The sequence below is a fragment of the Streptomyces sp. NPDC103540 genome (assembly GCF_055584445.1).
This window is the reverse complement of record NZ_JBVJMA010000013.1, coordinates 37,241-58,038: the sequence shown is the minus strand read 5'-3', so window position 1 is coordinate 58,038 and position 20,798 is coordinate 37,241. Positions and strand designations below refer to the sequence as shown.

Below are 20,798 nucleotides of genomic sequence, written 5' to 3'. Positions count from 1 at the left end.
ACCCGCGCGGACCCCGTCCTCATGTCTGTACGACGTCACCGCGCCGGGCCTCCGCGCACGGGCGGGCTCGTGAGCACCGAGGTCAGCCGCCCGTGGGCGGGTTCGGGGAGGGTCGCGGAGAGCCTGCCGAACCCGGTGGGCGTCAGTCCGGTCAGGGCGCGGAACTCCCGGTTGAAATGGGCCTGGTCGTAGTGGCCGCAGAGGGCGGCCGGCCCAGTCCGGGGTCGCGGCCAGCCGCTCGGTGAGTCGTACGACCCACCGCCAGCCCATGATCTCGTCGGGATGGACCACCCTGTCCGCGAGGTGACGCAGCGGCAGACCGAGCAGGCAATACGCCCCGATCGGGGTGAACTCCACCTGCACGCCATGGGCGGTCCCGGAGATCTCGCTGGTCATCGCGCGGGAGTGCAGGCCGACCGCCATCGCCCACCAGTCCTCGGCGTCCCGCTGCCGCTCGCTCGGCCCCACCACGCGCAGGGGCTCGCCCCACCCCAGGAACAGCGTGACCGTCGCCGCCGGCACGCTGAGCCTGCGCTGCGGCGGCACCGAGCGCAGCCGGTAGCCGACGTACTTGACCACGTGCGCCCGTAGCCGGTCGGGGGCCGGCCGCGCGTAGCGTTCGGCCGTCGCCGCGCCCTCCTCGAACCCCTCCACCGCGCTCCCCCAGCCCGTGAGCGGCGTCCGCCCGGGGTGCGCGTTCGTACAAGACGCCCGGACGGCCTCTCCCGCAGTCTGTTGCCCACACCGCGGCCGGTGAAGGCGAGAACAGGCCGCGGGCCGGCAGTCGGCCCACGCCACCGCGCGGCGGACGCCGTTCGAGCGGACGCCGTTCGAGCGGACGCCGCTTCCGTGCGGCGTGCGCAGGCGTCGCGGCCGTCACCGGCGTCGCGGGCGAAGCACTCATCGGTCAACCGATACGGATGGAGACATCACCATGCGCATGCGCACCCTTCTCGCGGGAGTCACCGTCGGCGCCGCCCTCCTGGCCGGCGGGGTCGTCGCACCGGCCCAGGCGGCACCCGAGGCCGCTCCCGCCCCGGCCGCCGCTGCCGAATGGATGGAGGCGATCAAGGCCGGTGCTCCGGTCAGGTCCTGCCCCAGCGCGAGTTGCGCGCCGCTCTGGCGCACGGCCTACGCCGGGCAGGCCCTGGAGTGGTACAACGTCGAGACCAACAGCGCCGGGAACGTCTGGTACGAGCTGAACTCCCCGCGCTGGGGCTGGATCTACTGCGGGAACGTGACGGCGCCCTGCTGACACCCCCGTCCGTCCCCGCGCACGCACCCCGTCGCCCGGCACGCACCGTGCCGGGCGACGCCCGTTCGCGCCCGTGCGCCCGGTCAGGACAGGCGCAGCGTGGTGAGGATCTCGGGTGCCCGGTCGAGCAGCCGTCGGCCCATGGACACCAGGGTGACCAGGACGGCCGCCAGACCGTACGCCGTCCCCAGCGGCAGCGAGAGCCACGACAGCGCCGAGCCGTCCAAGAGCACCGCCACCGCGATGACCGGGGCGATCGCCACCACGCTGAGGACGGCGCAGCAGAGGTTCGCCACGTGGTAGCCGCCGCTCTGGCCGGGAGCGCTCACGCTCCACGGGTCCTCGGGGTACGGGTAGGGGTGGTGGACGCTGATGGCCATGCCCATCGAGCACGTCACCCCGAGCAGCGCGAAGGCGACCCCGAGGGCGGGCACGAGCCGGTCGGGGCTCCCGGTGGCCAGGGCGATGCCGGCGCCGACGAGGGTGAGCCAGGGCACGATGAGCACGAGTGGGGGCAGCAACCGGCCGACGAGTTCGGCGCGGGCCTGTGCCACGGTGCGCAGCGTGGCGACGTTGCTCCAGATCGCGGAGCCGTCGAGGGCGAACAGCACCCCGGGGACGGTCAGTCCGAAGACCCAGGCACCGCCCACGACGGCGTACGGGGAGCTCATGCCGACCGGCACCATCACGACCGGGAACAGCAGGGCGTACGCCAGTGCCGCGATCATCGTCATGCGGTGGCGGGGCGACCGGGCGAAGGCGGTGGCCTGGTGGTGGGCGACGAGCAGGGTGCGGCTGCGCGAGAGGAGGCGGGCGCGGAGGCGGCCCGGCCGGCCCGTCGCCCGCCCGGAGCCGACCTCGGCCGCCCCGGCCGTGGAGGCGTCGGCGGTGGTCATCAGCCGGGCCAGGGAGCGGTGCCACCACAGCATGAGCAGGGCGATCAGGGCGGTGGTGGCGGCCAGTTCGAGCAGCGCGACGGCGGTGCGGCCGTCGGCGGCGGCCCGGACGGCGTCGGCGGGCCAACCCGGCGGGGTCCACCGCAGGACCCGTACGACGACGGGCGGCAGGGCGGGGCCCGATCCGAGGGCGCTCAGCAGCAGGTAGGCGGCGTAGCCTCCGATCGCCGTCAGCAGGCCGCCGAGGGTGGCCATGTCCTTGCCGCGCCGGCCGGTGAGCGCCCGTGCGAAGGCCGCGAGGAGGGCTCGGGAGGCGACCACGCACAGCAGGAGGGTCAGCGGTACGGCGAGGGCGGTGACGGCGACGCCGGCAAGGCTGCCGAGGGCTCCCTCCGCGGCGCCGACGACCGCTCCGGTGACGACGACGAGGGTGCACAGCGGTCCGGGGCCGACGAGTGCGGAGGCGGTGGCCCCGGCGATCAGCCGGCGCGGGCGGACGGGCAGGAGGGCGAGCCGGGTGGGGTCGGCGGTCTCGTCGCCGCCCGCGCCGAAGGACAGCGGGAGCGCCGCCCAGGCGACGGCCAGCGCGGTGAAGGTCAGGACGGCGAAGTCGGCGGCGTGCGGGGCCCCTTGGGTCCGGGCCAGGCCGACGGCCGCGGAGCAGGCGCCGACCAGGCCGATGGCCGTGACGGTGACGAAACCGATGGCGCGGGCGGTACTGCGGCGCAGGCTGCCCCGCAGGAGGGTGAGTTTCAGTGCGACGAAGACCCCAACCATGCGAGGGTGCCTCCCTTCGGCTTCCCGGCGGGGGCGCCGACCAGCTCCATGAACCGTTCGTTCAGGCTCCGGCCGGCCCGTATCGCGTCGAGCGTGCCGTCGGCGACGACGCGCCCCTCGGCCAGGACGGCGACATGGGTGCACAGTGCGGCCACGAGTTCCATGACGTGGCTGGAGAAGACGACCGTCGAGCCGGTCGCGGTGTACTGGCGCAGCACCTCGCGGATGGTCTCGGCCGACACGGGGTCGACGCTCTCGAAGGGTTCGTCGAGGAAGAGGACGGGCGGGTTGTGCAGCAGCGCCGCCGCGACGCCGATCTTCTTGCGCATGCCGGTGGAGTAGTCGACCACCAGCCTGTCGGCGGCGCCGGTGAGTCCGAGCACGTCGAGCAGCTCCTCGGCGCGGCCCTCGGTGTCGGCGGGCGGCAGCTCCCGCAACCGTCCGGTGTAGCGCAGCAGTTCCCGCCCCGACAGCCGCTCGAACAGGCGCAGGCCGTCGGGCAGGACGCCGATGCGGTGCTTGGCCTCGTAGGGGTCCTGCCAGACGTCGTACCCGGCGACCCGTACGGTGCCCGCGTCGGGCCGGAGCAGGCCGGTGATCATCGACAGGCTGGTGGTCTTGCCGGCGCCGTTGGGGCCGACCAGACCGTAGAAGCTGCCCCGGGGGACGGTGAGTTCGACTCCGTCGACGGCGACCTTGCCGTCGAACTCCTTGCGGAGCCGGCGCGCCTCCACGGCCGCCGGGACGGAATCCCCTTCGGGGGGTCGGTGCATGGTGCTCTGCCTTCTCATGTTCTCGTGTGCCGGCCGCGTGCCGGCGTCGTGCCGGGACGGCTCCCGCCGTCCGCTGTCCCCGTGCGTCGTCGTCGCGCCGGTTCCCTCTCCCAGACTCGCGCCGCTCGGACGGAGGGGAAAGTGACGAATGTCAGGGGTTTCGCGGTGCGTCCTGCGGGCGCCCGTACCGGTGCCGCCGCTACGCCCCGGGGGTGCGCAGGGAAGCGTCCAGAAGGGTCATGAGGTGGGCGGTGCGGTTCTTGCCGGCGGGAGCGAGGGGGTAGCGGTTCAGGACGTCGACGAGTGTCGGCGTCGCGCGGCGGCGGGCTTCCTCGATGCGGCGGAGTCCGACCTCGGGGTCGTCGCCCGCGACCAGTTCGGCCACGCGGGCCGCGCACGCGGCGCCGCGCAGGATGTGTCCGACCTGCGTGGCCCGGGCGATGGGGTGGAGGTAGGCCGCCGCGGCGGCGTCGCCGGCGGCGCGCGCGGCGAGCCGTTCGGCCTCGGTGGCCGCCTCCTTCGCCGCGCGGTGGGCCTCCAGGGAGGTGACGCGCTGGAGTGCGGTGCGCCGCGCCCCGTCCGCGAACCGGAAGGCCGCGTCGACGGCCGCACGGGGGCGGGGGTCGTCGGGGTTGCCGGCCTCGAAGACCGGGAGGACCTCCTGCGCGCTCTCCACGACGTAGCGCGCGACGACGCGCAGCTCGTCCATGGTCAGTTCGAAGTCCCCGGGTGTCGCCGTCACGCAGTCATTCTGCACCTCTTCCGGCGGGGTGCGCGGCGGCCCCGTGCGTGGTGTGCGCGGCGGGCGGACGTGCGTCGTGGCGGCGGCCCTCACGGGGGGCCGCCGCCACGCGCACGTCACCCGTTCGCCCCCGCGTCGGCCACGGCGTGGGCGAAGCCCGCTGCGCCCGGCCGGTGTTCGGTGGCGGGAGGCGGTGAGGGGGCCGTGTTGCGCTGTGGATGAAAAGCTTTGGCCGTCGATCGCCGGCGGGGCTAGCTTTGCCGCCATGCGCGAGATGATCACCGACGACGGTCGGACGTTGGCCGTGGAGGAATGGGGCGACCCCACCGGAACTCCGGTCGTCTACCTGCACGGCAGTCCGATGAGCCGGTTGGCCCGGTACCCGGACGACGCCCTGTTCCACGAGCTCGGCGTACGGCTCTTCACCTACGACCGGCCCGGCTTCGGTCGCTCCACCGCGCACCCGGGGCGTCGCGTCGTCGACGCCGCCGAAGACGTGGCCGCACTGACCACCGCGCTCGGTCTGCGCCGCTTCGCCCTGTTCGGAGTGTCCGGAGGCGGCCCGCACGCCCTGGCCTTCGCCGCCCGGTACCCCGAACGGGTGACACGTCTCGGGACGCTGGCGAGCCCCGCTCCGCGTGACGCCGCGGGCCTGGACTGGACCGCCGACATGAGCGAGGGGAACCGCCACAGCGCCGCCGTGGCGTTGCGGGGCCGGGCGGCTGTCGCGGAACACCTGGCGAACCTCGGGACAGCCTCGTTCCCGCCGCTGCCGGAGGTCGAACAGGCGGTCCTGTCCCGGCCGGAGGTCGGCGCGATGATGGGCCCGGCGTTCGCCGAGGCGGTCCGACCGGGGCTGGACGGCTGGGTGGACGACGTCACCGCCATCTTCGGCACGGCGTGGGGGTTCGACCCCGCGGACATCACGGTCCCGACCCGGATGTGGCACGGCGGGCTCGACACCCTGGTGCCCGCCGCGCACGGCGAGTGGCTCGCCGCACGGATACCGACCGCGACCCTGGTCAGGCAGGACGACGCCGGGCACGCCGGTCACTTCGACGCCACCCCCGCGCTGCTCGCGTGGCTGATCAACGACGCCGACGGCGCGGTCGACGCTCCCTGATGTTTTTCGAGGCCGGACCCGGGATACGCCAACCGCTGCCGGCCTGCGACGAGTAGCATCCGGCAGCAACACACATCCGCCGTAAGGAGCGTGGACCGTCGTGGCCAACGAGCCGGTGAACATCTCGATCCAGAACAAGTACGCGGAGCAGTTGGCCGCCGACCTCGCTTCCAACCAGGCCGAGCAGGCAGATCTCGTCACCGAGTTGAACCGGCTCCAGGCGGACGAGAAATGGCTCGTCAAGGCGCTGGAGTCCATGCCGCGCGCGACGGTGCCGGAACGGTCCGCCGCTGACGCGGTCCCGGCGTCCCCCGCGGTCGAGGCCGAGGTCGAGCGGCAGGCGGCGGTGCCGCAGCCGAGGGCGGAGAAGGCCAAGGCCGCCACGACCCCGGTGCGCAGGCCCTCCGCCAGGAAGGCACCGGCGAAGACCGCCTCCGCGTCCCGGAAGGGCGCCGCGCCCAAGAAGCCCGCGGCGCCGAGGAAGAGCGCCGCGAAGACGGCGCCCGCGGAGCAGGCACCCGCCGCACCGAAGGTCGTCGAGACGAAGACCGCCGCGCCGAAGGCCGCCGAGCCGACACCCGTCGTCGCGAAGCCGGCGGCCCCCGCGCTCGGCGGGCTCCTCGCGGAGCTGCTGTCCAAGCAGCCCGGTCAGCCCCTGAAGGTCAGCGAGATCCACAGCGAGTTCCAGGCGGCCCACCCCGAGCGCGAGACCTCGGAGCCCGTCGTGCGCGGCGCCCTCGAACGGCTCGTCGCCAAGGCCGCCCTCGAAAGGGACCGGCGCCAGGGCGTCGTGCTCTACACCTGGCCCGCGCCGGAGGGGGCTGCCGTCCCCGTGGCGCGGGAGGCGGCCGAGGAGACCGGGGCCACCGGGGTCACCGCGAGCACCGAGGACACCCCGGCCGGCGTCTGAACGGCCCGTCCCGAGCGCTCGCGGCGGCGCGCCGCGAGCGTCGGATCCCCCGGCCCGGAGCGGGCTTCCCGGGACCCCCTCCCGACGGGCGGGGGTCCCGGGGCGGCGCGGCCGCGGCGTCGGTCCCCCGCCCTCGGGCGGGCCCCGCGCGCGGTCGCGTCAGCGGGCGAGCCGTGCGTCGATGAGCGCCTTGAACGCCTCGTGGGTGCGCGGGGTCGGGATCCGCTCGCCGTCGAGGAAGAAGGTGGGCGTGCCCTGCACGTTCAGGCCCATGCCGTCCCGCTGGTCGGCCTTCACCCGTTCCTCGGTCGCCGGGTCCCGCACCGCCGCGTCGTAGTGGTCCAGGTCGAGCCCGAGCTGTCCGGCGTAGCCGCGGAACACGTCGGCCTGCGAGTCCCGCAGCTCGCCCCATTCCTTCTGGGTCGCGAACATCTTCTCGTACATGTCCTCGAACCTTCCCTGCCGCGCCGCCGCTTCGACGGCGACGGCGGCGGTGCGGCTGTTGCGGTGGCCGGGCATCGGGAAGTAGCGGGCGACGAAGGTGACCCGGTCGCCGTACTCCTCGCGCAGCCGCTCGACGGTGGGGTGGACGGCTCCGCACGCCTCGCACTCGAAGTCGAGGAACTCCACCACGGTCAGCTCGCTGCGCCTCGGGGCGGTCAACCGGTGGCTGTCGTCGCGTACGACCCGCGCCTCTCCGGCGGCCGGCGCCGGGGGCGCGGCCGCGGCCGCGGCCGGATCCTCCGGCTTGACCAGCAGGAAGGTGCCGAAGGCGGCGGCCAGTACCGCGAGGACGGCGGCGAGCGCCGCCAGGTTCTTCCGGGACTTCGTCATGTGCGTGTTCTTCTTCGGTTCCATGGGTCGCGTCGACTCCATCGGTTTCGTCACGGGCGTGGAGGATCGCCGGGTCCGCGTGCGCGCGGGCAGGGGGCGCCATGGCGATCGGCACGGGGCTGTCGTCGCCGGCCCGCCGTTCCCGCGCGTCCGAACCGTCGTGGAACCGGTGGCGGTACCCGTCTTCAGGGGTGCGCGGGGCAGGGGCCCCCGCCGGGCATCGGCGCCGGCGCGGGGAGGAGGGCGCACCGCGAAGGGGTGCGCCCGGACCTCGGCGGTGCCCGGCCCGGGTTGAGCCGTACCACGAGAGCGGACGGCGGCATCGCGTCGGTCCCGGTGGTGCGCGGGGTGGTCCCCGGCCCGGTGTCGGGGTGCGGAAGCGGCCGGAGGAACGTCAGCGCGGCACGCAGAGCTTCCCGTACCGGCCTGCCGCAGCGCGCCAGGCGTTCGGTCGGTCCGAGCACGCGCGCGGCGAGCACCAGCATGACCAGGTGCCCGGCGAAGAAGACCTCCGGCGGGACGCCGGCGGCCGAAACGTGTGCGAGGAGCGTGGCGGGGTCCCGCGCGTCGGCCACGGCGGCGCAGGCGCCCGGCAGGACGTACGCGGCGTGGTAGGCCAGTTGGGCGCCGGCGAGCGCGGCCGTGAGCCGGGTGTCGGAGAGTTCGCGGCGGCTCGCCGGCACCATCACGGGCACCGCGAGGACGGCCAGGACCGGCAGCGGCACCCAACGCGGCAGGTGTCCCTGTGCGAGGAGGTGCCCGGCCCACGGCAGCAGTACGCACAACGCCGACAGGACCGCGGCCCGCAGGCCGGGCACCACCGGGCGCGACGGCGACGGGGCCGGCGGCAGGGCGGAGGTGGCGGGCACGGTGCGCTGCGCTTTCGGGAGGCGTCGTGGGCGTCGTGGGCGTCGGGGTGCGAGGGCGGGGGCGGGGGGAGCGGTCGGGAACGGGCCGTGAGGTGACCCCTGCCCGTGGCGCGTCGCGCACCGGACCCGAGGAACCGTCGCAGGGTATCCCGGGGCCCCGATCGGCCTCGCACCCGGTCCGGGATCGTCCGGTGGGGCCGGCGCGCGCGGGCCACGGGAACGCGGAAGGGGTTCGACGGCGCCGGCCGTCGAACCCCTTCCCACCGCTTCGCTCAGACCGCGGACGCGGCCACCGGCTCGGTCGCCGGGCCGCTCTCGGGCGCGGCGGCCCGGGATTCCAGGACCCGGGTCGCGAGCGCCCCGAAGATCAGGCCGAAGGCGACCCACATCACCGCCTGGACGGTGAGGGAGGCCATCCGGAACTCCCACAACAGGGCGGCGGGGAAGCTCTCGCGGACCGCGTCGCCGTTGTCCGGGAGGAACACGAACGCGAGCGTGACGGCCGCGGCGAAGCCGAGGCCGGCCACGACGGTGGCGTTCCAGTTGCCCAGGCGCGGCGCCAGGCGGCGGCCCACGACGACCGCCCCGAGGCCGAGCAGGACGCTCAGCAGGATCATCAGGAAGAACAGGGTGGTGCGCTTGCCGATGGTGTCGGGGTTGCCGACGGCCGGCGGGGTCGCGGGGTACTTCAGGAACGGCACCAGGTAGACGGTGGTGAAGACCCCGGCGGCGGTGAACGCCGCCGTCGCCCGGGGGCTGAACCGGCCGATCCGGTTGAGGGCGAAGCCGAAGGCCAGGGCGGCGATGCCGCCGAGCGCGACGCCGTAGACGAGCGTGCCGGTGGCGAGGCCGAAGGTCGACTGGACCGGTCGGCTGACCAGTTCCTCCTCTTCCTCCTCCGCCGCGGGGGCCGCCGCGGCGTCGCCGGCGCCGTGCCCGCCGTGCCCGGCGGCCGGTGCGGCGGCCGCCTCGGCCTCCTCCAGCGCGATGGAGGAGCGGACGGACGGTTCGCCGAGGACGTAGGCGACCGCGAAGGCCATCAGACCGGCCAGGAGGCCCGCGATCATGCCGCGGACGAGGAGCTTGCGTACGGTTGCTGAGTGCATGAGATCGGTGTCCCTACGAGGTCAGTGGCAGGGGAAACCGAGCAGGTGGCGACCGTCGTGCACCCATTCGTGCACGCCCTCGCCGGCGAAGAGGGCCGTGGCGCCCTGCTCGGCGCCGACGAAGTAGAGGGCGATGATCATGAGCAGGCCGACGAAGACGGCCCAGGGCAGTACGGCGCGAACCGGCAGCGGGGCGTCGGACCCGAGGGTGGGGGTGACGGGAGCGGAAACGGTGGACTGGGCCATGGCGGCAGGACCTCCCTGGGAACGGCGCGTCCCAATACGGTGGAGCTCGGACGACGGCCCTCGGGTCTGACTGACCGGCCCTGATCGCTCCGAAGGGCGTCAGACGCGGCTATACAGTGGCGCGACCGTGCCGGAATCTCACCGGGCTTCCGTCGTGCCGTCGTTGTTGTCGCAGCGAAACGTACCGTGCACATGCCACCCCGCCAAGTGCTCTCACCTGCTGAGATAACCGTCACAGCCGGGTTTCGGCGGCGTGGGAGGGGCGGCCCGCCGGGCGTCTACCGCGTCGCCGCCGCGATGCGCACGCTCTCCCGCACCGTCACCTGGTCGATGTCGGTGGTGCGCACCGTGAGGTCCAACGTCCACACCCCCGGCATGGGCAGGCGGAGCTCCGAGGTGCCCCAGTACCCCTTCCGGTTCTGGAGTCCCGCGTCCAGCGGGCCGATCTCGAGGTCTTCCAGGGTGAGCGCGAGGCGCAGCTCGGGGACGGTGGCGAGCCCGCCGTCGGCGGTGTGGACGACGGCTTCCACCCTGTTCTCGCCGACGCGGCCCGGCGAGAACGTGAGACGCACCGTGCCCCGGCGGTTGGCCGTCCCCATGTCGAAGGGCACCGTGACCTCCTTCAGCTGCGGTTCGGCGGCGGCGCCCGCCGCGAGGGCCTCCTCGTGGGCGGCGCGGCCGGGCTGGGTGCCGGTGAGGAGAGTGGTGACCGCCAGGACGGCCGCGCCGAGGGCGAGTTCGGCCGTCACCGTGCGGCGCAGGGCGCGCCGGTGGGCGTCGGGTCGGGGGGCGTCGGGCCCGGGGGTGTCGGGCCCGGGGACATCGGGCCGGTGCGCTTCGGGCCCGGTGCGGTCGCCCCCTCCGGTCCCGTCGCCCGGCTCCTCCCCGGGCGGGCCGGCGGGCGGCGAGTCGGGGTCCGTGCCGGACGGGGAGGGGCGTACGCCGACCGGCTGCGCGATCCGCGCGGGTTCGAGGGCCTTCGACGTCCGGGCGGCCGGCGGCGCGGCGTGGACGAGGAGGGTCGTCCGGCGGCGGGAGTACCGGGCGACCCCCAACACCAGCGCCACGACGGCGACCTTGACGAGCAGGGTCCTGCCGTACGGGGTGGTGGTCAGCGCCGTCCAGGAGCCGACCTGCCGCCAGGACTGGTACGCCCCCGTGCCGGCCAGAACGACGACGGAGCCGAAGGCCAGCGTCGAGAAGCGGGCGACCGCGGACGCGGGCATGTCGCCTCCGGCGGGCTCCCCGCGCCGCAGGAACGGCAGGAGGGTCGCCAGGCCGCCCAGCCAGACACCCATCGCCAGCAGGTGCAGGACGGCGACGGGCATGGCCAGTGCCGGCTGGACGCCGGCCGAGGCGTGTTCCGCCGCGGCCCACGTGCCCGCCAGGCCCACGGCGAGCAGGGCGGCGACCGGCCGGACTCGGCCCGAGCGGACGCGGGCCCCGGCCTCCCGCGCCGAGGCGGCGTCGAGGCCGTGGAGGCCCGGGGCCCACCGCCGGACCGACAGGGCGGTGAGGGCAAGGAGCAGGAGCCGTACGATCAGCGCCAGCCCGGGCCTCGACGTGACGGTCCGGCCCAGTTGCGCCGGGTCGAACGCCGAGAGCAGCGGGGCGGCCGTCTCGTAGGGGCCGCGCAGCAGCAACAGGGCCACCGTGGAGGCGGCCAGTGCCACCCAGCCGGCCGCGAAGAGCCTGCGCACCGGGCGGGCCGCGACCGCCGCGGGCAGGCACACGAGGACGAACGCTCCCACGCCGACGAGGAGGGCCAGACCGCTGTAGGCGACGTGGCGCAGGGCGCCGTGGAGGAGCCCGGCCGCCGTGTCGTCCGGTGCTCCGGTCGCCACCGGCGCGGCGGTCCCGGACGGCTCGCCTAGGGAGAAGACGAACGCGCCGGAGATCGGGTGGCCGTCGGCGGAGACGACGCGCCACGCCACGGTGTAGGTGCCCCGGGGCAGGTCGTCGGAGAGTTCCACCCGCGCGGTGTCGTCCTTGCCGTCCGCGTGCCGCGCCGGGCGGGGGTTCACGCGCTCGTTGCGCGGTGACAGCACTCTCAGCGAGTCGTCGAAGAGTCCGACCGACTCGGTGAAGGTGAGCGTGACCTGCCGGGGCTCCGTCGTCAGGACGGCGCCGTCGGCGGGGTCGGAACCGCTGAGGCCGGCGTGCGCGGAGGCCGGGCCGGCTGCGCCGACGAGCAGGGCGAGCGCGGCGAACAGGGCGAGCAGGGCGGCGAACAGGGTGAGGACGGTCGAGGACCTCCTCGCGGGAGGCGATCCACTGGGCATGGGAAGGGTCTCCGAAGCGGCAGTCGCGAGCGGCGGCACCGCCGCCGGGAGATCCGGACGATACTGCCGTCGGCCGGCGGGACCGGCCGATTGGCAACTTCGGCTAAAGACCGCGGAAAGGGTTCGGCGCGTCCCGCGTTCCCTGTATGGGAGGACCGGAGGAGCCCTGGGAGACCGCTCTAGGAGGTGCGGCGGGTCACGCGGTGACGGAGGTAGACGAACTGCCCGCCGAAGGTGCGCGTCTCGACGAGTTCGAGGTCGACCCGGCGTTCCTCCCGGGGGAAGAAGGGGATTCCACCGCCGACCAGCACGGGGTGGACCACGGCCCGGTACTCGTCGATCAGGCCCGCCGCGGCGGCCTGGGCGGCGAGGCGCGCGCCGCCGATCGCGATGTCGCCCTCCCCCGGTTCGGCCCGCAGGCGCTCGATCTCCCGCGCCGGATCGCCCGCTGCCAGGCGCGCGTTGCCCCGTACGGTGGTCAGGGTCGTCGAGAACACCACCTTCGGGAGCGGGTTCCAGAGCGCGACCCATTCGCGTTCGGCCTCGTCGAGCGTTCCTTCCTCGGCGGCCGTCTCCCAGTAGAGCATCGTCTCGTACAGCTTCCGCCCCAGCAGGTGGACGCCGACGTCCCGGATCTCGTCGATCCAGAAGCGGAACACCTCCGGATCGGGGCCCGTCCAGTCGAAGCCGCCGTCGGGGCCGACGATGTAGCCGTCGAGTGAAACGCCCATCGAGTACGTCACGTCGCGCATCGGAAGTCCTCCTCGGGGAGAGGTCCGACTCTACGACTCCGGCCGCCGCGGCGGGGGCCGACGGGCCCGTGGGCGGCGCTCCGGTTCGCGGCGCGCGGGCCGACCGTCACCCGGAACGCCCAGTCGGGCCGCCCCTTTTCTGCGCGCCCGACCGGATCTGTGGTTTCCTGGGCCCGCTTCGAACCGTGATCAACTCACCACCCACAGTGAAGGGATGTCGTCATGAGCGTGCTGGACATCAAGCTGGAGCGGGCCTTCGACGTCTTCGACTCGGACCGTGACGGGCGGCTGCGGAAGTCGGACGTCATCGGCCTGTCGGACCGGCTCGCCGAATCGCACGACTACGCCCCGGACACCCTGGCCGGACTGCGGAACTCGCTCGCGGAGCTCTGGGACACCGTCTTCCAGGCGATGGACAGGAACGACGACGGAGAGGTCGACCGGCAGGAGTTCCGGGCGGCGTTCCGCGCGCGGATCGTCTCGGACCAGAACCGGATCTGGCAGCGGATCAGGAACATGAGCAACGCCTGGACCGAGCTCGCCGACCGCGACGGCGACGGCATGCTGACCCGCGAGGAGTACACCTCCCTGCTCCACGGCATGTTCCGCCTGCCCCGGGAGACCTTCGACGAGGCGTTCAACGAGCTGGACGTCGACGGTGACGGCCTGTTGAGCCGGGAGGAGATCGGCTCGGCGATGAAGGAGTACTACACGAGCGAGAAGCACACGGCGCGCGGGAACCGGTTCTTCGGCCGTCTCTGAGAGCGGGCGGCGGCCGTGCGCCCCCTTCCGCCCCCGCCCGCCCGCGGCGGTTCCCGCCGGGCCGACGCGTATCGCGGCCCCGCTCGTTGATCGCGAGGGGAGGACGATCTCCCTCGACACGTACCTGGAGGACCTCTTGATGGCCGATGCCGCGCTGCCGGTGATCGTTCTTTCCGACTCCGATCCGCTCAGGCGGCACGAGACGGCCGAGCTGGTACAGAGCTGGTACCGGACGTCGTTTCGCGTGATGCAGGTCGGCGGGCCGGCGGAGGTGGTCCGGGCGCTCAAGTCGCTGGCCGAGCGGAGGGTGCCGGTCGCCGCCGTGGTCGCCGACGAGGCCCCCGAGCCCGACGCCGCCCATCCCGGCGTGCGCTGGCTGCCGTTGGCCGGGCACCGCGAACGCGTGCCCGGCGCCCGCCGCGGGGAGGAGGTCGGTGACGAGGACCCGACGGAGCACCTGCGGGGCGCCCTCGACGACTCCCTGTGCACCTGGAACGCCGACTGCCGGGGGGACCTGCCCACCGCCGAGGTGCGCGGCAACCGCTTCTCGCCCGCCGCGTACGCGGTGCGCGACTTCCTCGGCCGCAGCGGGGTCCTGTTCCGGTGGCTGCCCGAGGAGGACGTGCGGGAGGCCCCCGTCACCGTACGGCTTTCCGACGGAACCGAGTTGGTGGACCCCTCGATCAGCGAGCTGGCCGAGCGGCTCGGTCTCATCCGCCCGGCCGAGCGGGACCACTACGACGTCGCGGTGATCGGCGGTGGCCCCGGTGGCCTGTCCGCGGCGGTGTACGCCGCCGCGGAGGGCATGAGCGTGGTCGTGATCGAGGACGACGCGCCCGGCGGCCAGGCGGGGTCGACCTCGCGGATCGAGAACTACCTCGGCTTCCCGGTGGGGCTCACGGGCGGCGACCTGGCGCAGCGCGCCCTCCAGCAGGCCCGGCGGGCCCGCGTGGAGTGGCAGCCCACCCGGGTGGCGAGCCGGGTGACGCCGACCGATTCCGGGGGTCACCGGATCGAGTTCGTCAAGGCGGGTACCGAGGAGACGGCCTCGGTGACCGCGGCCGCCGCGGTGGTCGCCACCGGCGTGGACTGGAACCGGCTGACGGCGCCGGGCGTCGAGCGGCTCCTCAACTCCGGCGTGTACTACGGCTCCTGCCTGTCGGATGCCCCCTCGACCGCCGGGGAGGACGTGTACATGGTGGGCGCGGGCAACTCCGCCGGTCAGGCCGCCCTCTACTTCGCCCGCTACGCCCGCTCGGTGACCCTGCTGGTGCGGGGAACGGACCTCGGCGCGTCCATGTCCCACTACCTCGTGCGGCGCATCGAGCGGACCGACGGCCTGGAGGTCCTGTTGGGCACCGAGGTCGCCGAGTGCCTCGGGGAGTCCACGCTGACGGGGCTGAGGCTGCGCGAGCGCGGGGGCGCCGAGCGAACCGTTCCCGCGCACTGCCTGTACGTGCTGATCGGCGGCCGTCCGTCCACCGAGTGGCTGGGCGGCGCGCTGCGGCTCGACGAGCGCGGGTACGTCCTGACCGGGAGCGGCGGCGCCGGCCCGGACGCGCTGGCGATGGAGACCAGCCGGCCCGGGGTGTTCGCCGTGGGCGACGTGCGGTCGGGCTCCGTCAAGCGGGTCGGCGCGGCGGTCGGCGAGGGCGCCGCGGTGGCGCAGTCGCTGGTCGAGTACCGGCGCCGGCATCCGGAGCGCTTCCAGGACTCCCGTACGTCCTGCGCGTTCTGACGGGCGCCGCCCGTCTCGGGTGGGCGTCGACGCTCCGGTGGTGACGCCCACCCGGGGGCACTCGCCCCGTGGGAGCGGCCCCCCGTGCCCCGGATCGTTCAGGGGCCCGCCGGGAACGTCAGGCGGAAGAGGGCTCCCCCGCCCGGGGCGTGCTCGGCGGTGAGTTCGGCGCCGTGGGCGAGGGCGATCTGGCGGGCCATCGCCAGGCCGAGCCCCGAGCCGGGCAGGGCGCGCACGGCCCCCGCCCGGTAGAAGCGGTCGAAGACGTGGGGCAGGTCCTTCTCGTCGATGCCCGGCCCGTGGTCGCGCACCGTCAGCTCGGGGCCGCCTCCGGGTACCGGCACCCGGAGGTCCACCTCCACGGGCAGGCCGGCCGCGTCCCGCGCGCTGAACTTGGCCGCGTTGTCGAGCAGGTTGCCGACCAGCCGGCTCAGCCGCGCCGGCACGCCCGACACCACCGGGTCCCCGTCGGGCGCGCTCCGGTGGAAGGCCACCGCGGGCCAGTGTTCGCGGGCCGCGTCCACGCAGTGCTCCACGAGGGCGCCCAGGCGTACGCGCTCCACCAGCTGTCGCGGCTCCTCGTCACGGGCCAGTTCGATCAGGTCGCCCACCAGGTTGGTGACCTCGCGCAGCTGCCGGCCGAGCGCCGCGGACGCCCGCTGCCGCTGTTCCGGGGTGAGCCGGTCGGCGCGCGCCAGCAGTTCGGCGTTGGTGCGCAGCGCGGTCAGGGGGGTGCGCAGTTCGTGCGAGGCGTCGGCGACCAGGCGCCGCTGGGCGGTGACGGACTGTTCCAGCTCGCCCAGCATGGTGTTGAAGCTCTCGGCGAGCCGGGTGATCTCGTCCTGCCGTCCCGGTGAGGGCAGTTCGATGCGGTGTCGGGGGTCGCGCGTGGCGGCGATCCGCTCGGCCGTCGCCGTGAGTCGGGTGACGGGTGCGAGGCCGGTGCGCGAGACCCCGTACCCGAGGACCGCGGCGAGCAGCACCCCGGCCACCGCTGCCAGGACCAGCCGGCGGGCCGCCTGCTCGATGCCGTCCTCGACGGGGTCGGCCCGCAGGGCCACCTGGAGGGCGCGGCCGGCGGCGTAGTCCGTGGTCAGCATCCTCGCCGGGTGTCCGGCGAGCGTGATGTCCGTGTAGTACGGGGCGCGTTCGCCGGCGGCGACCTCGCGGGCCGCCGGCCGCACCGGCAGCAGTCCGGGCCGGGCGGGGTCGGCGGAGGGGTCGGCGGGAACCACCTCGGCACAGGCCGGGGCGGCGAGGAAGCGGCACTCTCCGGCGAGGCTGCCCGGTGCGGAGTCCGGGTTGCGCTGGGCGGCCAGGCGGGCGGACTGGGTGAGGCTGAGGTCGAGTTGGTGGTAGAGCGCGGCACGGACCACGAGGAACGCGCCCGCGCACACGGCGACGGCCACGAAGGCGACGGCGGCGGTCACCGCCAGCGCCAGTCGCGTGCGCAGGGGCCGGCGGCGGCGCCAGGGCGCGCCGAGTCCGCGGCGCCCGCTCACGCCGCGGCCAGCCGGTAGCCGATCCCGTGCACGGTGTGCACCAGGCGGGGTTCGCCGCCGGCCTCCAGTTTGCGGCGGAGGTAGCCCACGTACACGGCGAGGGAGTTGGAGTCGGGGCCGAAGTCCCTGCCCCACACCAGTTCCAGGATCGTCTCGCGCGGCAGCACCTGTTCGGGGTGGCGCAGCAGCAGTTCCAGCAGGGCGCTCTCGGTGCGGCTGAACTCCAGCGCTCGTGCGCCCCGGCGGCCGGTGCGGGTCTCGGGGTCCAGGAGGAGGTCGGCGAAGGCGAGCGGGCCCGCGTCCTTCGGCGGTGGCGCGCTGCGGCGCAGCAGCGCCCGGACGCGGGCGATCAGCTCGTCGAGGGCGAACGGTTTGACGAGGTAGTCGTCGGCCCCGGCCTCCAGTCCGTCGACGCGTTCGCTGACGGAGTCCAGGGCGGTCAGGACGAGGATCGGCGTGCGGTCGCCCAGCGCGCGCAGCCTGCGGCAGACCCCGAGGCCGTCGAGGACGGGCATCATCACGTCCAGGACGACGGCGTCGGGTTCCCAGGACGCCACTTCGGAGAGGGCGGCGAGGCCGTCGGCGGCTCCTCGCACCTCGTAGCCCTCGACGGTCAGTCCGTCCTCGACGGCGGCCCGGACCTCGGGTTCGTCGTCGACCACCAGAATGCGTTGCCTGCTGCTGTCCACGGAGCTCATGCCCACAGCCTGCCAAACCCGACAAAGAACCTTCTTAAAACGTTCTTAAGCGAGGGGCGAGAGTCGCCTCAGGAGGCGGCCTTGCGGAGCCCTTTCTCCCCAAGGGCTCCAGCTCCCCACCGTCCATGAAAGTCCAGGCAGATCCAGGTTGTGCTGCCTAGAGAGGGGCGACGCGGGGGAGACCGCCGCCCAGGGCGCGACCGAGAGGGCGCCCCGCACCCCTGTTTCTTGTTGCGCAGGAAGTCACGCGCAGCTCGGTCCGCCAGGCGGCCCCTCGGACTACCCCGCCCCAAGCGGCATCCGAGGTGGCGTCGTTGGTCGTTGCGGGGCACCCCCGGCCACCCTCCGACGGCCGTAGGCTGTCCCACGGCAGCTTCAGCACACGGCTTTGAAGGGGATGATCAGCTTCGAGAACATCCCCTCGGCTGTGCAGCAGATCGATCACCTATGGGCCTTTCATCCGATTCAGCAAAGTTGGACTAGGAAGCCTGCCGACCCGGATAGAGTGCCAGCTCAGAAAGCCTGCTCCCCGCACCCGCGGGGATGGTCCCGCACCGCTCGTGAAGATCTGCGCGAAGGAGCTCTGCTCCCCGCACCCGCGGGGATGGTCCCGGGGCATCTGCGGACAACCAGTTCCAGCTCACCTGCTCCCCGCACCCGCGGGGATGGTCCCTTCCCGGACCCCTCCCGCTCCAAATGCAGGAGCTGCTCCCCGCACCCGCGGGGATGGTCCCTCGACGAGCCGCTCGAACTCGTCGGTCAGCCACTGTTCCCCGCTCCCGCGGGGATAGCCCCGGCACGTCACGCAGCAGTACGCGCCGTCATCACTGAGGGCGCCGAGGCGATGGACGAGATCTTCGGACACCATCACGACGGCGATGCTGAAGCGCCCTAGGACCGCACAAATTTGGCTCGTGGCTCCCGGATTGGCTCCCTCGGCGTGAGCCCGGTGCGGTGATAGAGCTCTGAACTGCAGCTACCGCCGGGCACCGCCGAATCGGCTCTTAAAACGTTCTTAGGACGCACCGCGAGGGTTCGGACATGACCACCTCTGAACACCTCTCCGTCGTCATCGGCGCGGGCGGCACCGGCGGCCACATCTATCCGGGGCTGGCGTTGGCGGAGGCGCTGCGCGCCGCCGTCCCCGGCGCGACGGTCTCCTTCATCGGCACCGAGCGGGGCCTGGAGACCGAGCTGATACCCCGCGCCGGCTACCGACTGCACACCGTCGACATGATCCCGTTCGATCCGGCCCTGGGCGCGCGGCGCTACCTGCTGCCCGCCGCCCTGATGCGCTCGGCGCACCAGGCCAAGGCGGTGATCCGGCGGCAGGGCGCGCAGGTCGTCGTCGGCATGGGCGGATACCCGAGCGCGCCCGCCGTCGTCGGGGCCCGGCTGGCGGGGCTGCCGGCCGTGATCCACGAGTCCAACGCGGTCCCGGGCCGCGCCAACCGGTTCGCGGCCCGGCTCACCCCGCACGTCGCGGTGGCCTTCGACCGCAGCAGGGACCTGCTGGCGGGCGGGGCGCGGGCGTTGACCACGGGCATGCCGATCGCGGCGGCGCTGTCCCGGCTGGCGGAGCGGACCCCGGCGGACAGGGCCGCGCTGCGCACGGCCGCCCGGGAGGCCCTGGGGGTGCCGCCGGGGCGCCGGCTGGTCGTCTTCAACGGCGGCAGCCTGGGCGCGGCGCGGCTGACGGAGGCGGCCGTGGGGCTGGCCGGGCTGTGGCGGGCGTCCGAGGACGTCGAGCTGCTGATCAAGACGGGTCCCGCGGCCCTGGCCGACGCGCGGGCCGCGCTCGCGGCCCGCGGCGGGCGGCGGGTCGCCCGCGCGGTGCCGTACCTGGACCGGATGGACCTGGTCTACGCGGCCGCCGACCTGGTGGTGTGCCGGGCGGGCTCGGCGACCGTGGCGGAACTGGCCGCGACCGGGGTGCCGGCGGTCCTCGTCCCGTACCCGTACGCACCCGGCGACCACCAGACGCACAACGCCCGGGTGCTGTCCGACGCGGGCGCCGCGCTGCTGTTGCCGGACGCCGAGACCACCGCCGAGCGCCTCGCCGGGCTGCTCGCCCCGCTGCTGGCCGATCCGGCGCGGCTGGCCGCGATGGGCGCGGCGGCCGATCCGGGCCCGCACGCGCGGGCCGCGGAACTCCTGGCCGCCCACGTACTGGACGTGGCCGGCCTCCCGCTCCCCACCTTCCGACCCACCCTGGAGTCAGCATGAGCACCACCCCGAACAACCCGAACAACCCGAACACCCTGAAGACCCTGAAGACCCCGCACACCGCCGACGCCCCGGGCACGCGCGCTCCGGCGGGCGACTGGGCCGGCCACACCGTCCTGGTGACCGGCGCCGAGGGGTTCATCGGCTCCGCGCTGGTGGACCTGCTGGTGGAACGCGGGGCGAAGGTACGCGCCTTCGTGCACTACAAGCCCTACGCCGAGAAGGGCAACCTGGCCCGCCACCTGGCGGCGTCGGACGGTTGCGTGGAGATGTGGGCGGGCGACGTCCGCGACGCGGGCCGGGTGAGCGACGCGGTGGAGGGCTGCGACACCGTCTTCCACCTGGCCGCGCTGATCGGCATCCCCTACAGCTACGACTCGCCGGGCGCCTACGTGCAGACGAACGTGACCGGCACGCAGAACGTGGCGGAGGCCTGCCGCCGCCACGGGGTGCGCCGGCTGGTGCACACCTCCACCAGTGAGGTGTACGGGACGGCCCTGACCGCGCCGATCTCCGAGAGCCACCCGCTCCAGCCGCAGTCCCCCTACTCGGCGTCGAAGATCGGCGCCGACATGATGGCGCTCTCCTTCCACCACGCCTTCGAACTGCCGGTCACCGTGGTGCGCCCCTTCAACACCTACGGGCCGCGCCAGTCGGCACGCGCCGTCATCCCGGCGATCCTGGCGCAGCTGCACGCGGGCGCGCGCGAGGTCCGGCTGGGTTCGACCACGCCGACGCGGGACTTCACCTACGTCACGGACACCGCCGAGGGCTTCCTGGCGGTGGCGCGGTGCGAGCGGGCGCTGGGCGAGGTCGTGAACCTCGGTTCCGGCCGCGAGATCTCCGTCGGGGACCTGGCGCGGGCGCTGATCACCGCGTCGGGGCGGGAGGCCCGCGTGGTCGTGGACCCGACGCGGCTGCGGCCGTCGGGCAGCGAGGTGCACCGGCTGCTGTCGGACAACGCGCGGGCCCGCGCGTGGGCGGGCTGGGCGCCTCGGGTCCCGCTCGCGGAGGGGCTGCGCCGCACCTCGGAGTGGATCGAGGCCCACCCGCACCTCTTCGCCCCGGACCGCTACGCGGTCTGACCGCGCGGGCCCGGCGGCGTCCGCGTCCGTACGCGACCGTCCGCGAACGTACGCCGAACGGCCCAACGCGGGCGGAGCGCGCCGGGGCCCCGGACCGGCGGGGCGGCGGCAGGGCGGGCCCGCCCCGCACGGCCCGCGCGGGGCGGCGGCAGGGTGGGGCGGGACTCGACGGGTGCCGCGTCGGGATGTCTTCGCGCCGGGGCGGGGCTAGGTTGCGGTGCC

19 protein-coding genes and 1 CRISPR repeat array are annotated in these 20,798 nt (G+C 74.5%); of the genes, 8 read left to right on the top strand and 11 right to left on the bottom strand.

Going from position 1 to position 20,798, the window contains the following annotated elements; all coding sequences use genetic code 11:
* The first annotated feature begins 346 nt into the window (after positions 1-346).
* Positions 347-562 carry a hypothetical protein gene (locus tag ACZ6ZI_RS28590; RefSeq protein WP_469525415.1) on the top strand — a complete coding sequence of 72 codons (216 nt, stop codon included), beginning with the start codon at positions 347-349 and terminating at the stop codon, positions 560-562.
* 372 nt (positions 563-934) lie between these two features.
* The gene (locus ACZ6ZI_RS28585) at positions 935-1,255 is read left to right on the top strand and encodes a hypothetical protein (RefSeq protein WP_469525412.1); all 321 of its coding nucleotides are present in this window, start codon (positions 935-937) and stop codon (positions 1,253-1,255) included.
* Positions 1,256-1,338: 83 nt separating this feature from the next.
* Here ACZ6ZI_RS28585 and ACZ6ZI_RS28580 read toward each other — a convergent pair whose 3' ends face one another.
* The 3 genes from ACZ6ZI_RS28580 to ACZ6ZI_RS28570 all read right to left on the bottom strand — a co-directional run bounded on the left by ACZ6ZI_RS28580 (position 1,339) and on the right by ACZ6ZI_RS28570 (position 4,443).
* A complete protein-coding gene (locus ACZ6ZI_RS28580) occupies positions 1,339-2,928 on the bottom strand; it encodes a transporter (protein WP_469525410.1) in 1,590 nt (529 codons plus the stop codon).
* Positions 2,904-3,701: an ABC transporter ATP-binding protein gene (locus ACZ6ZI_RS28575; protein ID WP_469525407.1), complete on the bottom strand. Its 798-nt coding sequence runs from the start codon at positions 3,699-3,701 to the stop codon at positions 2,904-2,906. The genes ACZ6ZI_RS28580 and ACZ6ZI_RS28575 overlap by 25 nt, the downstream gene beginning before the upstream one ends.
* Positions 3,702-3,900: 199 nt before the next feature.
* Complete coding sequence (locus ACZ6ZI_RS28570; protein ID WP_469525406.1) at positions 3,901-4,443, bottom strand: putative immunity protein; 543 nt, start codon at positions 4,441-4,443, stop codon at positions 3,901-3,903.
* A 265-nt stretch (positions 4,444-4,708) separates the two neighbouring features.
* On the opposite strand from ACZ6ZI_RS28570, the gene ACZ6ZI_RS28565 reads away from it, so the two are divergent.
* Both ACZ6ZI_RS28565 and ACZ6ZI_RS28560 read left to right on the top strand, forming a co-directional pair.
* A complete protein-coding gene (locus ACZ6ZI_RS28565) occupies positions 4,709-5,566 on the top strand; it encodes an alpha/beta fold hydrolase (protein ID WP_469525404.1) in 858 nt (285 codons plus the stop codon).
* Between the two features lie 100 nt (positions 5,567-5,666).
* On the top strand, positions 5,667-6,476 hold the full coding sequence (locus ACZ6ZI_RS28560) for a hypothetical protein (protein WP_469525402.1): 810 nt from the start codon (positions 5,667-5,669) through the stop codon (positions 6,474-6,476).
* A gap of 159 nt (positions 6,477-6,635) precedes the next feature.
* Here ACZ6ZI_RS28560 and ACZ6ZI_RS28555 read toward each other — a convergent pair whose 3' ends face one another.
* The 6 genes from ACZ6ZI_RS28555 to ACZ6ZI_RS28530 all read right to left on the bottom strand — a co-directional run bounded on the left by ACZ6ZI_RS28555 (position 6,636) and on the right by ACZ6ZI_RS28530 (position 12,565).
* Positions 6,636-7,334 carry a DsbA family protein gene (locus tag ACZ6ZI_RS28555; RefSeq protein ID WP_469525400.1) on the bottom strand — a complete coding sequence of 233 codons (699 nt, stop codon included), beginning with the start codon at positions 7,332-7,334 and terminating at the stop codon, positions 6,636-6,638.
* A 161-nt stretch (positions 7,335-7,495) separates the two neighbouring features.
* The gene (locus ACZ6ZI_RS28550; RefSeq protein WP_469525397.1) at positions 7,496-8,179 is read right to left on the bottom strand and encodes a hypothetical protein; all 684 of its coding nucleotides are present in this window, start codon (positions 8,177-8,179) and stop codon (positions 7,496-7,498) included.
* A 272-nt stretch (positions 8,180-8,451) separates the two neighbouring features.
* A complete protein-coding gene (locus tag ACZ6ZI_RS28545; RefSeq protein ID WP_469525396.1) occupies positions 8,452-9,285 on the bottom strand; it encodes a CbtA family protein in 834 nt (277 codons plus the stop codon).
* A 21-nt stretch (positions 9,286-9,306) separates the two neighbouring features.
* Positions 9,307-9,531, bottom strand: a complete 225-nt coding sequence (locus ACZ6ZI_RS28540) for a CbtB domain-containing protein (protein ID WP_469525393.1) — start codon at positions 9,529-9,531, stop codon at positions 9,307-9,309.
* A 278-nt stretch (positions 9,532-9,809) separates the two neighbouring features.
* Entirely contained in the window at positions 9,810-11,813 is a 2,004-nt protein-coding gene (locus ACZ6ZI_RS28535) for a copper resistance CopC/CopD family protein (protein ID WP_469525391.1), read from the bottom strand.
* Between the two features lie 179 nt (positions 11,814-11,992).
* Complete coding sequence (locus tag ACZ6ZI_RS28530) at positions 11,993-12,565, bottom strand: dihydrofolate reductase family protein (protein WP_469525389.1); 573 nt, start codon at positions 12,563-12,565, stop codon at positions 11,993-11,995.
* 222 nt (positions 12,566-12,787) lie between these two features.
* Here ACZ6ZI_RS28530 and ACZ6ZI_RS28525 point away from each other — a divergent pair, with 222 nt between their 5' ends.
* Together ACZ6ZI_RS28525 and ACZ6ZI_RS28520 are read left to right on the top strand one after the other, a co-directional pair.
* Positions 12,788-13,327 (top strand): EF-hand domain-containing protein, encoded by a 540-nt coding sequence (locus ACZ6ZI_RS28525; RefSeq protein WP_469525387.1) that lies wholly within the window; start codon positions 12,788-12,790, stop codon positions 13,325-13,327.
* Positions 13,328-13,466: 139 nt separating this feature from the next.
* Complete coding sequence (locus ACZ6ZI_RS28520) at positions 13,467-15,065, top strand: NAD(P)/FAD-dependent oxidoreductase (RefSeq protein WP_469525386.1); 1,599 nt, start codon at positions 13,467-13,469, stop codon at positions 15,063-15,065.
* 98 nt (positions 15,066-15,163) lie between these two features.
* Here ACZ6ZI_RS28520 and ACZ6ZI_RS28515 read toward each other — a convergent pair whose 3' ends face one another.
* Positions 15,164-16,567: a sensor histidine kinase gene (locus ACZ6ZI_RS28515; RefSeq protein WP_469525384.1), complete on the bottom strand. Its 1,404-nt coding sequence runs from the start codon at positions 16,565-16,567 to the stop codon at positions 15,164-15,166.
* Entirely contained in the window at positions 16,564-17,265 is a 702-nt protein-coding gene (locus ACZ6ZI_RS28510; RefSeq protein WP_469525382.1) for a response regulator transcription factor, read from the bottom strand. The genes ACZ6ZI_RS28515 and ACZ6ZI_RS28510 overlap by 4 nt, the downstream gene beginning before the upstream one ends.
* Positions 17,266-17,787: 522 nt before the next feature.
* Positions 17,788-18,060: a CRISPR direct-repeat array (repeat unit 29 nt; unit sequence CTGCTCCCCGCACCCGCGGGGATGGTCCC).
* A 246-nt stretch (positions 18,061-18,306) separates the two neighbouring features.
* Between ACZ6ZI_RS28510 and ACZ6ZI_RS28505 the strand changes: the two genes are divergently transcribed.
* A complete protein-coding gene (locus ACZ6ZI_RS28505; RefSeq protein WP_469525381.1) occupies positions 18,307-19,491 on the top strand; it encodes a UDP-N-acetylglucosamine--N-acetylmuramyl-(pentapeptide) pyrophosphoryl-undecaprenol N-acetylglucosamine transferase in 1,185 nt (394 codons plus the stop codon).
* Complete coding sequence (locus ACZ6ZI_RS28500; protein ID WP_469525379.1) at positions 19,488-20,576, top strand: SDR family NAD(P)-dependent oxidoreductase; 1,089 nt, start codon at positions 19,488-19,490, stop codon at positions 20,574-20,576. The genes ACZ6ZI_RS28505 and ACZ6ZI_RS28500 overlap by 4 nt, the downstream gene beginning before the upstream one ends.
* The last annotated feature ends 222 nt before the right edge of the window (positions 20,577-20,798 follow it).

Coding starts and splice junctions, on each gene's coding strand:
- ACZ6ZI_RS28585 (WP_469525412.1), top strand. CDS start 935: ATGCGCATGCGCACCCTTCTCGCGGGAGTCACCGTCGGCGCCGCCCTC.
- ACZ6ZI_RS28580 (WP_469525410.1), bottom strand. CDS start 2,928: ATGGTTGGGGTCTTCGTCGCACTGAAACTCACCCTCCTGCGGGGCAGC.
- ACZ6ZI_RS28575 (WP_469525407.1), bottom strand. CDS start 3,701: ATGCACCGACCCCCCGAAGGGGATTCCGTCCCGGCGGCCGTGGAGGCG.
- ACZ6ZI_RS28565 (WP_469525404.1), top strand. CDS start 4,709: ATGCGCGAGATGATCACCGACGACGGTCGGACGTTGGCCGTGGAGGAA.
- ACZ6ZI_RS28555 (WP_469525400.1), bottom strand. CDS start 7,334: ATGGAACCGAAGAAGAACACGCACATGACGAAGTCCCGGAAGAACCTG.
- ACZ6ZI_RS28545 (WP_469525396.1), bottom strand. CDS start 9,285: ATGCACTCAGCAACCGTACGCAAGCTCCTCGTCCGCGGCATGATCGCG.
- ACZ6ZI_RS28540 (WP_469525393.1), bottom strand. CDS start 9,531: ATGGCCCAGTCCACCGTTTCCGCTCCCGTCACCCCCACCCTCGGGTCC.
- ACZ6ZI_RS28535 (WP_469525391.1), bottom strand. CDS start 11,813: ATGCCCAGTGGATCGCCTCCCGCGAGGAGGTCCTCGACCGTCCTCACC.
- ACZ6ZI_RS28530 (WP_469525389.1), bottom strand. CDS start 12,565: ATGCGCGACGTGACGTACTCGATGGGCGTTTCACTCGACGGCTACATC.
- ACZ6ZI_RS28525 (WP_469525387.1), top strand. CDS start 12,788: ATGAGCGTGCTGGACATCAAGCTGGAGCGGGCCTTCGACGTCTTCGAC.
- ACZ6ZI_RS28520 (WP_469525386.1), top strand. CDS start 13,467: ATGGCCGATGCCGCGCTGCCGGTGATCGTTCTTTCCGACTCCGATCCG.
- ACZ6ZI_RS28510 (WP_469525382.1), bottom strand. CDS start 17,265: ATGAGCTCCGTGGACAGCAGCAGGCAACGCATTCTGGTGGTCGACGAC.
- ACZ6ZI_RS28505 (WP_469525381.1), top strand. CDS start 18,307: ATGACCACCTCTGAACACCTCTCCGTCGTCATCGGCGCGGGCGGCACC.
- ACZ6ZI_RS28500 (WP_469525379.1), top strand. CDS start 19,488: ATGAGCACCACCCCGAACAACCCGAACAACCCGAACACCCTGAAGACC.